General features: G+C 70.5%; 12 protein-coding genes. 5 read left to right on the plus strand and 7 right to left on the minus strand.

Annotated elements, in window-relative coordinates:
* Positions 1-80: 80 nt before the first annotated feature.
* The 4 genes from BIU89_RS17150 to BIU89_RS17165 are packed head-to-tail and all read right to left on the minus strand — an operon-like array spanning position 81 to position 4,712.
* The gene (locus BIU89_RS17150) at positions 81-1,424 is read right to left on the minus strand and encodes a flavin monoamine oxidase family protein (RefSeq protein WP_071248706.1); all 1,344 of its coding nucleotides are present in this window, start codon (positions 1,422-1,424) and stop codon (positions 81-83) included.
* Entirely contained in the window at positions 1,424-2,788 is a 1,365-nt protein-coding gene (locus BIU89_RS17155; protein ID WP_071248709.1) for an NAD(P)/FAD-dependent oxidoreductase, read from the minus strand. The genes BIU89_RS17150 and BIU89_RS17155 overlap by 1 nt, the downstream gene beginning before the upstream one ends.
* Positions 2,789-2,790: 2 nt before the next feature.
* Entirely contained in the window at positions 2,791-4,233 is a 1,443-nt protein-coding gene (locus BIU89_RS17160) for an aspartate aminotransferase family protein (protein WP_083404460.1), read from the minus strand.
* A complete protein-coding gene (locus BIU89_RS17165) occupies positions 4,230-4,712 on the minus strand; it encodes an Lrp/AsnC family transcriptional regulator (RefSeq protein ID WP_035809531.1) in 483 nt (160 codons plus the stop codon). The genes BIU89_RS17160 and BIU89_RS17165 overlap by 4 nt, the downstream gene beginning before the upstream one ends.
* Positions 4,713-4,845: 133 nt before the next feature.
* Here BIU89_RS17165 and BIU89_RS17170 point away from each other — a divergent pair, with 133 nt between their 5' ends.
* From BIU89_RS17170 to BIU89_RS17190, 5 genes are read left to right on the plus strand one after another with little or no spacing between them, the layout of a single operon-like run.
* Positions 4,846-6,300, plus strand: coding sequence for a gamma-aminobutyraldehyde dehydrogenase (locus tag BIU89_RS17170; protein ID WP_071248712.1), 1,455 nt, complete (start codon positions 4,846-4,848; stop codon positions 6,298-6,300).
* 30 nt (positions 6,301-6,330) lie between these two features.
* Positions 6,331-7,512: an ABC transporter ATP-binding protein gene (locus BIU89_RS17175; RefSeq protein ID WP_071248715.1), complete on the plus strand. Its 1,182-nt coding sequence runs from the start codon at positions 6,331-6,333 to the stop codon at positions 7,510-7,512.
* Positions 7,509-8,729 carry an ABC transporter substrate-binding protein gene (locus BIU89_RS17180; RefSeq protein ID WP_071248717.1) on the plus strand — a complete coding sequence of 407 codons (1,221 nt, stop codon included), beginning with the start codon at positions 7,509-7,511 and terminating at the stop codon, positions 8,727-8,729. Before BIU89_RS17175 ends, BIU89_RS17180 begins: the two co-directional genes overlap by 4 nt.
* Positions 8,726-9,658: an ABC transporter permease gene (locus tag BIU89_RS17185; protein WP_139179333.1), complete on the plus strand. Its 933-nt coding sequence runs from the start codon at positions 8,726-8,728 to the stop codon at positions 9,656-9,658. The genes BIU89_RS17180 and BIU89_RS17185 overlap by 4 nt, the downstream gene beginning before the upstream one ends.
* Entirely contained in the window at positions 9,655-10,533 is an 879-nt protein-coding gene (locus BIU89_RS17190) for an ABC transporter permease (protein WP_071248721.1), read from the plus strand. The genes BIU89_RS17185 and BIU89_RS17190 overlap by 4 nt, the downstream gene beginning before the upstream one ends.
* Before the next feature lie 55 nt (positions 10,534-10,588).
* On the opposite strand, the gene BIU89_RS18820 is transcribed toward BIU89_RS17190, so the two are convergent.
* The 3 genes from BIU89_RS18820 to BIU89_RS17205 all read right to left on the minus strand — a co-directional run bounded on the left by BIU89_RS18820 (position 10,589) and on the right by BIU89_RS17205 (position 12,969).
* A complete protein-coding gene (locus BIU89_RS18820) occupies positions 10,589-10,888 on the minus strand; it encodes a hypothetical protein (protein ID WP_217642850.1) in 300 nt (99 codons plus the stop codon).
* A 78-nt stretch (positions 10,889-10,966) separates the two neighbouring features.
* A complete protein-coding gene (locus tag BIU89_RS17200) occupies positions 10,967-12,256 on the minus strand; it encodes a hypothetical protein (RefSeq protein WP_071248725.1) in 1,290 nt (429 codons plus the stop codon).
* Complete coding sequence (locus BIU89_RS17205) at positions 12,253-12,969, minus strand: ABC transporter ATP-binding protein (protein ID WP_071248727.1); 717 nt, start codon at positions 12,967-12,969, stop codon at positions 12,253-12,255. Before BIU89_RS17205 ends, BIU89_RS17200 begins: the two co-directional genes overlap by 4 nt.
* Positions 12,970-12,995: the final 26 nt, after the last annotated feature.

A 12,995-nucleotide genomic window follows, 5' to 3' on the forward strand; every position in this document is an offset into this window, starting at 1 on the left:
GGTGTTCGTGTCTCGGTCGGGTCCTCGTCGGGGTCACGGAGCGAGTGTCGCACGGGCCGACACCCGCGGGGGTGTGGCGCTCAGGGCCTGGACAGCGGGTCGGCGAGCGAGAGCGGCTCGACCTGGGTGCCGAGCAACCGCCCGGCCGCGCGCAGCCCGGACAGCAGCGCACCGTGCACCGTCGCCGGGTCGTCGCTCCAGGTGGCCTCGCCGGCGAGCTGCACCCGGCCGGACGGGGTGCCGAGCAGGTCGTGGTCGTCGGGTGACGCCCCGACGTGCAGGTACGAGTACGAGCCCCGCGAGAACGGGTCCTCGGCCCACCGGGTGATCCGGAACGCCTCGGGCCGGGGGACGGACGCGCCGAACATCCTCCGCAGCGCCACCACCCCCTCGTCGACGACCATGGCGTCCGGCAGGGTCTCGAGCCGACGGGCTCCGGCACCACCGACCAGGGCGGCGAGCACCGGCGCACCGGTCACCCGGGACATGTCGTACCAGGAGTGCCAGTCGACCCCGACGGACCCCTGCTGCCGGACCACCCACGAGTCGCCCCAGAACCGTGAGGGGAACCGCAGGAACACCTTGTCGTAGGTGCCCATCCCGAGCCGGTCGAGCGCTCCGGTCACCGGTGCGGACAGGGGCGGAGTGAAGACCACGTCGCCGGCCTGCAGCACCCCGAGCGGCACCGTGACGACGACCTGCCGGGCGACCACGGTGGTGCCGTCGGTGAGTCCCACCGTCACCGAGTCGCCGGCCTGGGTCACCGACCGCACGATCGACGACAGCCGGACGTCGAGACCCTCGGCCAGCGCGCGGGCGTACTGGGCGTAGCCGCCGGGGAACACCACCTCGTCGCCGGGGACGTGCTCCTCGTCGAGGCCGTGCGCGTCGAGGACGGTCACGGGGGCACCGCAGAGGTCCTCGGAGCGGTGAGCCGTGTACTCGCGGACCCGTGCGGCCCGGTCGCCCTGCCACTGCAGCGACCGCAGCACGGTGTCGACGGCGGCCGCGTAGGTCGAGGGTGGGGGCGCTTGCGCGACGACGGCGTCGAGGGCCGCGTCGACGGTGTGCAGGTCCGCCACGAACGCCGACGTGTCCTCGGTGGAGAGTGCGGCGCCGGACGGGTCGTGCCACGCGATCGGCCGGCCGTCGAACTGGAAGCTGCCGACCGTGAACTCCACGGTGTCGATGCCGAACGCCGACGCCAGGGCCCAGAGCGGGTTGCCGTCGACCCCGTGGATCCACGAGGCGCCGAGGTCGACCGGCACCCCGAGTGACGCATCGGTCCAGGTGCGCCCGCCGATCCGGTCGCGGGCCTCGAGCACGACGACTCGCTGCCCGCCGAGTGCGAGCGCCCGGGCGGCGGCGAGCCCGGCGATCCCCGCCCCGACGACCACGACGTCGGCGTCGAGACCGGCAGCCATCAGTGTCCTCCGGTCAGCGGTGCCATCAGCCGGGCCGCCAGACTCGGCCGCCCGGTCAGCGCTTCCTCGCGGTCGGCCAGGTCGGTCGCGACGAGTCCCGCGTTCGCCCCGAGGAACCGCAGCGGCTCGGGCTCCCAGTCGGGCGATCGGTGGTTCACCCACGGCAGCGCGGTCAGTGCCGTCGACTCGCCGCGCACGAGGTCGGCGAGGGTCCGTCCGGCCAGGTTCGTCGTCGACAGGCCGTCCCCGACGTACCCGCCGGCGCTGCCGACGTGGCCGTCCCAGGTCACCGAGGCGCACCAGTCACGCGGGACCCCGAGCGGTCCGCCCCACGTGTGGGTGACCGGGGCGTCCGCGACGACGGGGAACAGGTCGACCAGGGCCTTCCGCAGGTGCTCGAACACCCGCGGCACCCGGTCGTACCCGGGCGTGATCGAGGACCCCCAGTGGTAGCGGGCTCCGCGGCCGCCGAACGCCAGCCGGTCGTCGGCCGTGCGCTGCCCGTACACGAGCAGGTGCCGGTAGTCGGAGAACGTCTGCCCGTGCTCGAGCCCGATGCGCTCCCACGCGGACGCCGGCAGCGGGGCCGTCGCGATCATGAGCGAGTACAGCGGCAGGATCCGCCGCTTCGTCTGCTCCAGCTGGGCTCCGTAGCCCTCGACCGCGATCACCACGGCGCCCGCCGTGACGGTGCCACGCGACGTGACCACACGCCCGCGATCCCAGGACGAGACGGGCGTGTGCTCCGCGATTCGGACGCCACGGGCCTCCAGGGCGGCCGCGAGGCCACGCACCAACGCGGCGGGCTGCACGCGCGCGCAGTCCGGGGTCCACGCGACACCCGCCGATCCGGCGGCGTCGCCCGCTCGAGCGGGTCGCCAGGTCATGTCGTCGCCCCATGCCGCGGAGGACGCGACCTCGTCGTGGGCGGCGCGTTCCTGCACGGCGGAGCGTGCGTACAGGACGGTCCCGCCCTTCACGTAGTCGCAGTCGACCTCGGCTTCGGCCGCGGCGCGGCCGACCTCGTCGACGGTGTCGCGCATGGCGGCCCGGAGCGCCAGGGCGGCGTCGCGCCCGTGCTCCTCGGCGATCGCGGAGGCGGACCGCGGGAACAGCGCCGAGCACCAGCCGCCGTTCCGACCGGACGCGCCGAAGCCGGCGATCTCGCGTTCCAGGACGACGATCTGGAGGCCCGGGTCGGCCCGGTGCAGGTACCACGCGGTCCAGAGACCCGTCAGTCCACCGCCCACGATCACGACGTCGGCCGTCGTGTCGCCGTCGAGCGGCGGCCGGGGCGTCAGGTCGTCGCGTCCGGTGGACGCGAGCTGGTCGAGCCAGAACGAGACGCCCCGGTAGCCGCCCACGGTCAGATCTTCGTCCAGGCCTCGGACAGGACGCTCCGCAGGATCGACGTCATCTCGCGGAACTCCGGCTGCCCGATGGTCAGCGGCGGTGCGAGCTGCACGACGGGGTCACCGCGGTCGTCGGCCCGGCAGTACAGCCCCGCGTCGAACAGTGCCTTCGACAGGAACCCGCGCAGCAGCCGCTCGGACTCGTCGTCGTCGAAGGTCGTCTTGGTGGCCTTGTCCTTGACGAGCTCGATGCCGTAGAAGTAGCCGTCACCGCGGACGTCCCCGACGATCGGCAGGTCGAGCAGGGTGTCGAGCTCGGCGCGGAAGAGCGGGGCGTTCTGCTGCACGTTGGCGAGCAGCCCCTCTTCCTCGAAGATGTCGAGGTTCTCCATCGCGACGGCGGCCGACACCGGGTGCCCCCCGAACGTGTAGCCGTGGTAGAAGGTCGTGTCCCCCTTGGAGAACGGCTCGAACAGGCGATCGCTGATGATCGTCGCGCCGATCGGGGAGTACCCGGAGGTCATCGCCTTGGCGCACGTGATCATGTCCGGCACGAAGCCGTAGGTGTCGCAGGCGAACATCGTGCCGATCCGGCCGAAGGCGCAGATGACCTCGTCCGAGACGAGCAGCACGTCGTACTCGTCGCAGATCTCGCGCACCCGCTGGAAGTACCCGGGCGGCGGGGTGAAGCAGCCGCCCGAGTTCTGCACCGGCTCGAGGAACACCGCGGCGACGGTGTCGGGGCCCTCGAACTCGATCATCTCGCGGATCCGCTCCGCCGCCCAGAAGCCGAACTGCTCCTCGGTGCCGCCGGGGAAGCCCATCTCCTCGGCGCGGTACGAGTTCGTGTTCGGTACCCGGAAGCCACCGGGGGTCAGGGGCTCGAACATCTCCTTCATCGCCGGGATGCCGGTGATCGCCAGGGCGCCCTGCGGGGTGCCGTGGTAGGCGACCGCACGGGAGATCACCTTGTGCTTCATCGGCTTGCCCTGGAGCTTCCAGTAGTACTTCGCGAGCTTGAAGGCGGTCTCCACCGCCTCGCCGCCGCCGGTGGAGTAGAAGACCTTGTTGAGGTCACCGGGGGCGTGCTCGGCCAGCCGGTCGGCGAGCTCGATCGCCGCGGGGTGCGCGTACGACCAGATCGGGAAGAAGCTCAGCGTCTCCGCCTGCTTCGCGGCCATCTCGGCCAGGCGCTTCCGCCCGTGCCCGGCGGCGACGACGAACAGGCCGGACAACCCGTCGATGTACTCCTTCCCGTGGCTGTCGTAGACGTGGTGGCCCTCGCCGCGCACCATGATCGGCACGTCGGCACCGGCCTGGTTCGCACCGTGCCGGGCGAAGTGCATCCACAGGTGGTCCCGGGACTTCCGCTGCAGGTCGGCGTCGTCGACCGGTGCGAACGGGTCGTACGAGCCGAGGCGGGTGGGCTGTTCGGTCTTCTGGTCGGAGATGGTCATCGCGTTCCCCAGTCGTAGAGCTGTTTGCGGAGTTGCAGGTAGACGAAGGTCTCGGTGCCGGCGACGCCCGGGATGGCCCGGATGGTGCCGTTGAGCAGTTCGATCAGGTCGTCGTCGTCCTCGCACACGACCTCGACCATCAGGTCGAAGCTGCCGGCGGTCATCACGAGGTAGTCGACCGCCGGCAGCTGCTCCAGGGCATCGGCGACGGTTCGGGTGTCGCCGCTGACCCGGATGCCGATCATCGCCTGGCGGTGGAAGCCCAGTTGCATCGGGTCGGTGACCGCGACGATCTGCATGACGCCGGTCTCGGTCAGCTTCTGCACGCGCTGTCGGACCGCCGCTTCACTGAGACCGACGGCCTTGCCGATCTCGCCGTACGGGCGGCGCCCGTCCGCCTGGAGTTGTTCGATGATCCGTTTCGAGGTGTCGTCGATCGGTCCCGGACGTCGTGGTGCTGCCGCCATGCCGGACAGCATGGCAGCGAGGTTCGGGGTGCGCAAGGGATTCCGTTGTGAACACCGTGTTTCGCGACGATTTCCGTTGTTACGGTTCTCCACAACCTCCGGATCCTTCTTCCGCGCCGCCGGAATCCGTGTCAGTATCACCGCCATGCTGGACGCACAGAGCACGGCGACGGCGGACACCGACACCCGGGTCGTGCGGAACTTCGTCGGGGGTGCCTCGGTCGAGTCGACCGCCGACACCACGTTCGACCTGGTCGACCCGACCGACGAGCACGTCTACGGCACGTCCCCGGTGTCCACCCCCGCCGACGTCGACGCCGCCTTCGATGCGGCCGCGACCGCGTTCGAGACCTGGCGCCGCACCACCCCCGCCGAACGGCAGCTCGCCCTGTTCCGGATCGCCGACGCGATGGAGCAGCGGGCGTCGGAGTTCGCCGACCTCGAGTCGCTCGACACCGGGAAGCCCCGCGCCACCCTGGTCGAGGACGAGATCCTGCTCTCCGTCGACCAGATCCGCTTCTTCGCCGGGGCCGCCAGGAACCTCGAGGGCCGGAGCGCCGGCGAGTACCTGGCCGACCACACCTCGTTCGTCCGGCGTGAACCCATCGGTGTCGTCGCCCAGGTCACCCCGTGGAACTACCCGCTCAACATGGCGGTGTGGAAGTTCGCGCCGGCGCTCGCCGCGGGGAACACCACCGTGCTCAAGCCGAGCGACACGACACCCCTGTCGACCCTGCTGCTCGCCGAGGTCGCCGCCGAGTTCCTGCCGCCGGGGGTCCTGAACGTCGTCGTGGGGGACCGCACCACCGGCGCCGCGATGATCGACCACCCCACCCCGCAGCTCGTGTCCATCACCGGGTCCGTCCGGGCCGGCGTCGAGGTCGCCCGTGCCGCCGCCGGGGACCTCAAGCGCACCCACCTGGAGCTCGGCGGCAAGGCACCCGTGATCGTGTTCGACGACGCCGACATCCCCTCGGCGGTGGCCGGGATCGTCGCCGCCGGGTTCTTCAACGCCGGACAGGACTGCACCGCCGCCACCCGGCTGCTCGTGCAACAGGGCATCCACGACGAGTTCGTCGCAGCGCTCGCAGCAGAGGCACGCGTCAACGCGAGAACCGGGTCGGACGGTCACTACGGCCCCGTCAACAACGCGAACCAGCTCGCGCACGTGCAGTCGTTCCTGGACACGCTGCCCGACCACGCGACGATCGAGCTCGGCGGCGCACGACAGGGTGACCGCGGGTACTTCCACGAGGCCACGATCGTCGCCGGCCTGCGCCAGGACGACCGTGCCGTGCAGCAGGAGATCTTCGGCCCCGTGCAGACCGTGCAGCGGTTCTCGACGGAACAGCAGGCCCTGACGTGGGCGAACGGCGTCGAGTACGGCCTGGCGAGTTCGGTGTGGACGACCGATCACGCGCGTGCGATGCGCTTCGCCCGTGACCTGGACTTCGGCTGCGTGTGGATCAACACGCACATCCCGATCGTCGCCGAGATGCCGCACGGCGGGTTCAAGCACAGCGGGTACGGCAAGGACCTGTCCCAGTACGGCTTCGACGACTACACCCGCATCAAGCACGTCATGTCCTACATCGGCTGAGGCCGACCACCCCCTGGAGGCACCATGGCAATGACCGGAACGTTCGCCGAATCGGGAGCGGATCTCCGCCTCGACCAGATCACGAAGTCCTTCCCCGGCCACACCGCGGTGGACAGCCTTGACCTGACGGTGCCCGCCGGCTCGTTCTTCGCGTTGCTCGGCCCGTCGGGCTGCGGCAAGACGACGACCCTGCGGCTCGTCGCCGGGCTCGAGGAACCCACGAGCGGCACCATCACCATCGGCGGCCAGGACGTCACCGACACGAAGCCGTACCAGCGGCCCGTCAACACGGTGTTCCAGAACTACGCGCTGTTCCCCCACATGAGCGTGCTCGACAACGTCGCGTTCGGGCTGAAGCGCCGCCGGATCCCGGACCCGATGACGAAGGCCACGGAAGCGCTGCGGCTCGTCGAGCTCGAGGGATCGGCGTCGAAGCGGCCCGCCCAGCTCTCCGGCGGCATGCAGCAGCGCGTCGCCCTGGCCCGCGCGATCGTGAACCGGCCGGCACTGCTGCTGCTCGACGAGCCCCTCGGCGCCCTCGACCTGAAGCTCCGCCACCAGATGCAGCTCGAGCTGAAGACGATCCAGGCCGAGGTCGGGCTCACGTTCCTGCACGTCACCCACGACCAGGAAGAGGCGATGACGATGGCCGACACGGTCGCCGTCATGAACGGCGGCCGGATCGAGCAGATGGGCAGCCCGCAAGACCTGTACGAGCTGCCGCGCACCGCGTTCGTCGCGAACTTCCTCGGCCAGTCGAACCTGCTCGAGGGCGAGGTCCGCGGCACCGACGCCGGCCTGCTCGTCGTCGCCACCGCGGCCGGCTCCATCGCGGTGCCGGCCGACCGAGCCGTCGCCACGACCGGTCGCGTCGTCGTCGGCGTCCGGCCCGAGAAGCTCAAGATCCGCACCGCCGAACCGACCCCCGAGGCCGGACGGAACATCCTCGGCCCCGGTCGGGTCGTGGACGTCTCGTTCTCCGGCGTCAGCACCCAGTACCTGGTCGACGTGCCGGGCGCCGGGCGCGTCTCGGTGTTCGCGCAGAACTCGAAGGGCGGGCCGCGGATCGCGACCGGCACCGAGGTCTGGCTCACGTGGGGCGTCGACCACGGGTTCGGCCTGGAGGCGCACCCCGCGTCCGACGCGACCGTCACCACCCAGGACGACCCGGGCCTCCAGTCCGTCCCCGCCACGGCAGGATCGCTCGCGTGACCGGCGCGGTGCCCGGTCCGGACCTGCTGCGCGGGCTGACGTCGGCCCGCGTGAGCCGACGCGGCCTGCTGGCAGGCGGCGGGGCCGCCGCGCTGGCCGCCCTGCTCACCGGCTGCAGCATCAAGGGCTCCGCCGCCGCCGGCGCCGAGGACACCGTCGACTGGGCGGCGTTCTGGAAGGACGCGAAGGCGACCGGCACCCTGAACTTCGCGAACTGGCCGCTGTACATCGACTCCGACCACGGCAAGTCCGAGTCCCTGGCGCTGTTCAAGCAGGAGACCGGCATCGCGGTCGACTACCAGGCGGTGATCCAGGACAACGCGACCTTCTACGCGACCGTCTCACCGATCCTGCGGGCGCACGGTGCGACCGGCTACGACCTCGTCGTCATGACGAACGGGTTCGAGCTGACCCAGATGATCAAGAACGGGTTCGTGTGCGAACTCGACCACTCGCGGCTGCCGAACTTCGCCGCGAACGCCTCGGACTCCGTGAAGGACCCCATCTACGACCCGGGCAACAAGCACTCCGTCGTCTGGCAGACCGGGTTCACCGGGCTCGCCTACAACCCGAAGTACACCGGGCGGAAGATCACCTCGCTCAAGGACCTGCAGGACCCGGCCTTCACGGGCCGCATCGGACTGATGAGCGACAACACCGAACTCGGGTCGCTCGGACTGCTCGCGCTCGGCATCGACCCGGAGACCTCGACGCCCGCCGACTGGCGGAAGGCCCAGGCCTGGCTGCGCGAACTGCGGCCGAGCGTCACCGGCTTCTACGACCAGAGCTACATCAACCGGTTGGAGAACGGCGACACCTGGATCACCCAGGCGTGGTCGGGCGACGTGTTCCAGGCGCAGCAGTCCGGGTTCCCCGACCTGGAGTTCGTCACGCCGGAAGAGGGGCAGATGACCTGGCACGACAACATGCTCATCCCACGGCAGGCCGCGAACCCGGTGTCGGCGCTGGAGTGGATGAACTTCTACTACACGCCGAAGGTCGCCGGGATCGTCGAGGACTGGGTCAACTACGTCTGCCCGGTGCCCGCGGCCGAGGACTACGTGCGGGACGAACTCGACGACGCCACCGTGGCGGACAGCCCGCTCGTGTTCCCCTCTGCGGACGTGCTGGAGCAGTCGCACGAGTTCCGGGTGTTCGAGAACTACGACGAGTACTCGGAGTGGAACGGCATCTTCAACGCGGTGGTGCAGTCGTGAGCGCGGTCGGAGTGGCGCCGGGGCTCGCTCCCGGTGGTTCCGCCAGCCCGGCGCCGGTGCGGCGTGGACGCCGTCGGAGCACACCGTTCTTCCTGGCGCTCGTCGGCACCGCGTACCTCTGCGTGTTCTTCGTCATCCCGCTGGTGTCCGGGCTGATCGTCTCGCTCATGACCGGCAACCCGGACGACGGCTACACGTTCACCTGGAACTTCGGGATCTACGGCTCGCTGTTCGTCGACCCGCAGGTGCCCTACCTGACGTTCCTGCTCCGGTCGCTCTGGTACGGCGCCGCCGCCACGATCGCCTGCATCGTCGTCGGGTACCCGGTGGCGTACTTCATCGCCTTCCGGGTGTCCCCGCGGTGGAAGAACCCGCTGCTCATGCTCGTGTTCATCAGCTTCCTGGTGTCGTTCATCATCCGGACCGACATGTGGGCGTTCGTGCTCGCGTCGCAGGGCCCGGTCGTCACGACGCTGCAGGCGCTCGGGCTGGCCGGCAAGGACTTCCACATCCTCGGCACCGGCGGCGCGGTGATCTTCGGCGACGCCTACAACGACCTGGCCTTCATGGTGCTGCCGATCTACGCCGCCCTCGAGCGCATCGACCCACGACTCGGCGAGGCCGCGAACGACCTGTACGCCGGCAAGTTCCGGGCGTTCTGGCACACCACGCTGCCGCTGTCCCGCTCGGGCATCTTCGCCGGGGTGCTGCTCGTCTTCATCGACAGCGTCGGCGACCCGGTGAACTCGGCCCTGCTCGGCGGCACGAACACGTACACGATCGGTCAGGCGATCCAGGACGCCTACTCCGGCAACCAGCAGTACAACGTCGCTGCAGCCCTGTCGACCGTGCTCATGGTCGTGCTCGGCATCAGCCTGTTCATCTACGCCCGCGTCTCCGGAACCGACGACCTCGAGGACCTCGTATGACCGCCGTCGCACCGTCCCGATCCGCCGCCGCTCCGGCCTCGCCCGTGACCGGTTCCGTCGCCGGCCGTCCGCGTCGTCACGGGGTGAACCGTCGTGGGCCCTGGCTCGCCATCGTGTACTGGGTGACGATCGCGATCACCCTGGTGCCGATCGTCTACATGATCGTGTACTCGTTCAACGACGCCCCCACCAACCGGCTGTCGTTCGCCTGGAACGGTTTCACGACCTACTGGTACGCGAACCTGGTGAACGTGTCCGGGCTCGGGGCGGCGTTCGTCACCTCGGTGCTCGTCGCGTTCCTCGCCGCCATCGTCTCCGTCGCGATCGGGCTGCCCCTCGCGCTGGCGCTGGAGCGGTACCGGTTCCCGGGTCGCGGTGTCGTGAACACCGTCGTGTTCGCCGACATCGCTGCGCCGTCGATCGTCGTCGGTTCCGCGTCGCTCTCGTTCTTCCTGTCGGTGGGGCTCGGCACCGGGTTCCTGACCGTGCTCATCACGCACGTGGCGTTCGACGTCGCCTACGTGGTCGTGGTGCTGCGGGCTCGGATCGCGGGGACCTCGAGGGCGCTCGAGGAGGCCGCGGGTGACCTCGGGGCGACACCGTTCCAGGCCTTCCGGCTCGTCACCCTGCCGCTGCTGGCGCCGGGCATGCTCGCCGCCGGGCTGCTGGCGCTGGCGATGTCGATCGACGACTACGTGATCACCTCGTTCGTCGCCGGGCCCGCGGTCACCTTCCCGCTGTTCGTCTACGGCGCCGCGAAGGCCGGGATGCCGCCGCAGGTGCTGTGCTTCGGGACGCTGGTGTTCGCGGTGGGGCTGCTCGTCGCGCTGCTGAACGGGGCGCTCAACCGGCGGCTGGCCCGGACCCGCGGCTGAGCCATCGTCCCTGAACGTGCCGCACCGATCGCGATCGGTGCGGCACGTCCTTGTCTCAGTCCTTCCGGGCCAGGTCGACCAGGAGCCTGGTGAGGTTCACGAGCAAGCCCGCGACCCCCAGCCAGAACACCCGACGCCTGGGCTTGGGATCGGTGTCGTTCGACATCGAGACCACCTCCGGCGTCAGCGCCGGCGGACACGAGGAGCGGTGGACCGGGACGGGCGTGCAATCGAGCCGGAGCGCGATTACACTGGACCCGAGCGTTACGACTCGGGAACGGCTGTTGCCCGTCCCGGCTTTCCACTCGGAGAGCAACTCGAAGCCCATCACCGTCCTACCGGTGGTGGGCTTCATCGTTGCCCTGGGGTCGCTTCCCGGCGGAGACGCGACCCGTTCGGCAAGCCTATGTGGTATTTCAGACCTTCGCCGTGATCAGGGGGCGGTGCCGGCGAGCTGCGGGCCGAGTGCCCGGCGTCGGGCCTGCAGCACGGGGTTGACGGTCGCGACGAGCATGATCAGCAGGCCGATCGCGATCACGAACGGCACCGGTCGGAGCGGGTCGGTCCAGCTCGTCAGGGCGGTGGGGATGCTCGCGAGTGCGAACGGCAGCGCGATGAGCACCGAGGTCACGACGAGCGCGACGGCCTCGAGGACGGCTCCGACGAGTGCGGTCCGGAACGTCCCGCCGGCGACGACGAGCAGGGCGACATCGCGCCGCCGACCCGACGTGGTCATCACGACGGTCGCGGCCCCGGTGAACAGGACGATCAGGACCGGCCCGCCGAAGATCGCCAGGCCGCCCAGGTAGTACGCCGGGGAGTCCCAGACGCCGGCCAGACCGGTGAGCGCGGCGAGCATCACGGCCACGGCGAGCAGTGCGATCGCCGCGTGGCTCCGTGCAGCGTGGAAGCGCAGTGACTCGCGGGCGAGGAACCAGGGGGCCGTCGCCGCGGGCACTGCTGTGGTCCACGCCGAGACCAGCCAACCACACAGCCACGGTGCCGATGTGATGACCAGGCCCATCGCCGGGACGAGGAAGAGCATCGACATCCCGCGTTCGCCGAGCAGCGTCGCGGCGTACATCGCCAGGGAGATGCCGCCGAGGGCGTACGCGGTGACGAGTCGAGCGCGACCGGGGCGCGTCGGCTCGAGCTCGGGCTCCCGGACGGCGAGGAGTGCGGGGGTCCTCGAGGCCGCGCGTGCCGCCCCGATGGCGCTCAGCAGGACCACGAGGACGAACACCACGAGCGCGACCATGGTCTCGACGCCCCCGAGTCGCGGCTGGAGTGCCGCTGCACCCGGGTTCCGCAGCGGTGCCGACAGGAACGCCATCAGGGCGCCGAGCACGAGCGGCACGAGTGCGAGGGCCGTGGCGAACGCGACGAGGGCCAGCGTCGCGGCCTGGGCGAGCACCACGCGCTCGATGAGTCCGGGACCGATCCCCGCCAGCTGCCAGCGTGCGTGGTCCTGACGCTGCGTCCGGATCGAGAAGCCGACGAGCACGTTCAGGGCACCGATCACCACGATCGCGTTCATCGCCCCGAACACCAGAGCGTGGTTCCGGAGTCCGGCTGCGTCGACGGGGTCGGTGACGGCGGCGGCGGTCGAGACGTCCCCGGCGCAGACCAGGGCGACGAGGGCCGCGAGCACCATCACGACGAAGGCGGCGGTCCACAGACGCCACGACCGCGCCACCTCGGAGAGGACGAGTCGGGCGATCACCGGGACACCGCCTGCAGCACGTCGGCCGCGGTCGGTGCGACGAGTTCGCGGTGCAGGCGGCCGTCACGCAGGACGAGCACCCGGTCGCCACGGGCCGCCGCCTCGAGGTCGTGCGTGACCATCACCACGGAGCGCGATCCCGTGGCAGCGCCCTGCAGCAAGGCGAGCACCCTCGCGCCGGACTCGGAGTCGAGGGCACCGGTCGGCTCGTCGGCGAAGACCACGTCGGGGGCCGTGACGATCGTGCGCGCGATCGCCACCCGCTGCTGCTGCCCGCCGGAGAGCTGCCCCGGTCGCTGCCGGGCCACGTCGGACAGGCCGACGGCGGCGAGGGCGTCCTGGACGGCCGACCGATCGAGTGAGCCGGACGCCAGGCGCAGCGGCAGGGCGACGTTGTCGAACGCCGTCAGTGCCGGGATGAGGTTGTACGACTGGAACACGAACCCGAGGTGGTCGCGTCGGAACCGTGCAAGGGCGTCCCCGCGGAGCGTCGCCAGGTCAGTGCCGTCGATGTGGACCGAGCCGGAGCTGGGGGAGTCCAGTCCGGACAGGCACTGCAGCAGGGTGGACTTGCCCGACCCGCTGGGTCCGACGATGGTGACGAACTCGCCACGGGGGACGGACACCGTGATGTCGTCGAGGACGATGGCTTCCCGTTCGCCGGGGCCGCGGAACGAGCGGGACAACCCGACGGCGGAGATGAGAGAGTTCATCAAGCCAATATATGACATATGTTACG

It is taken from the genome of Curtobacterium sp. MCBA15_005 (genome assembly GCF_001864855.1).
Classification (GTDB): Bacteria; Actinomycetota; Actinomycetes; order Actinomycetales; family Microbacteriaceae; genus Curtobacterium; species Curtobacterium flaccumfaciens.

Bases quoted from the DNA above. Each gene is read 5' to 3' on its own strand.
- BIU89_RS17150 (WP_071248706.1), bottom strand. From the start codon at position 1,424: ATGGCTGCCGGTCTCGACGCCGACGTCGTGGTCGTCGGGGCGGGGATC.
- BIU89_RS17205 (WP_071248727.1), bottom strand. From the start codon at position 12,969: ATGAACTCTCTCATCTCCGCCGTCGGGTTGTCCCGCTCGTTCCGCGGC.
- BIU89_RS18820 (WP_217642850.1), bottom strand. From the start codon at position 10,888: ATGAAGCCCACCACCGGTAGGACGGTGATGGGCTTCGAGTTGCTCTCC.
- BIU89_RS17160 (WP_083404460.1), bottom strand. From the start codon at position 4,233: ATGACCATCTCCGACCAGAAGACCGAACAGCCCACCCGCCTCGGCTCG.
- BIU89_RS17190 (WP_071248721.1), top strand. From the start codon at position 9,655: ATGACCGCCGTCGCACCGTCCCGATCCGCCGCCGCTCCGGCCTCGCCC.
- BIU89_RS17170 (WP_071248712.1), top strand. From the start codon at position 4,846: ATGCTGGACGCACAGAGCACGGCGACGGCGGACACCGACACCCGGGTC.
- BIU89_RS17175 (WP_071248715.1), top strand. From the start codon at position 6,331: ATGACCGGAACGTTCGCCGAATCGGGAGCGGATCTCCGCCTCGACCAG.
- BIU89_RS17165 (WP_035809531.1), bottom strand. From the start codon at position 4,712: ATGCTGTCCGGCATGGCGGCAGCACCACGACGTCCGGGACCGATCGAC.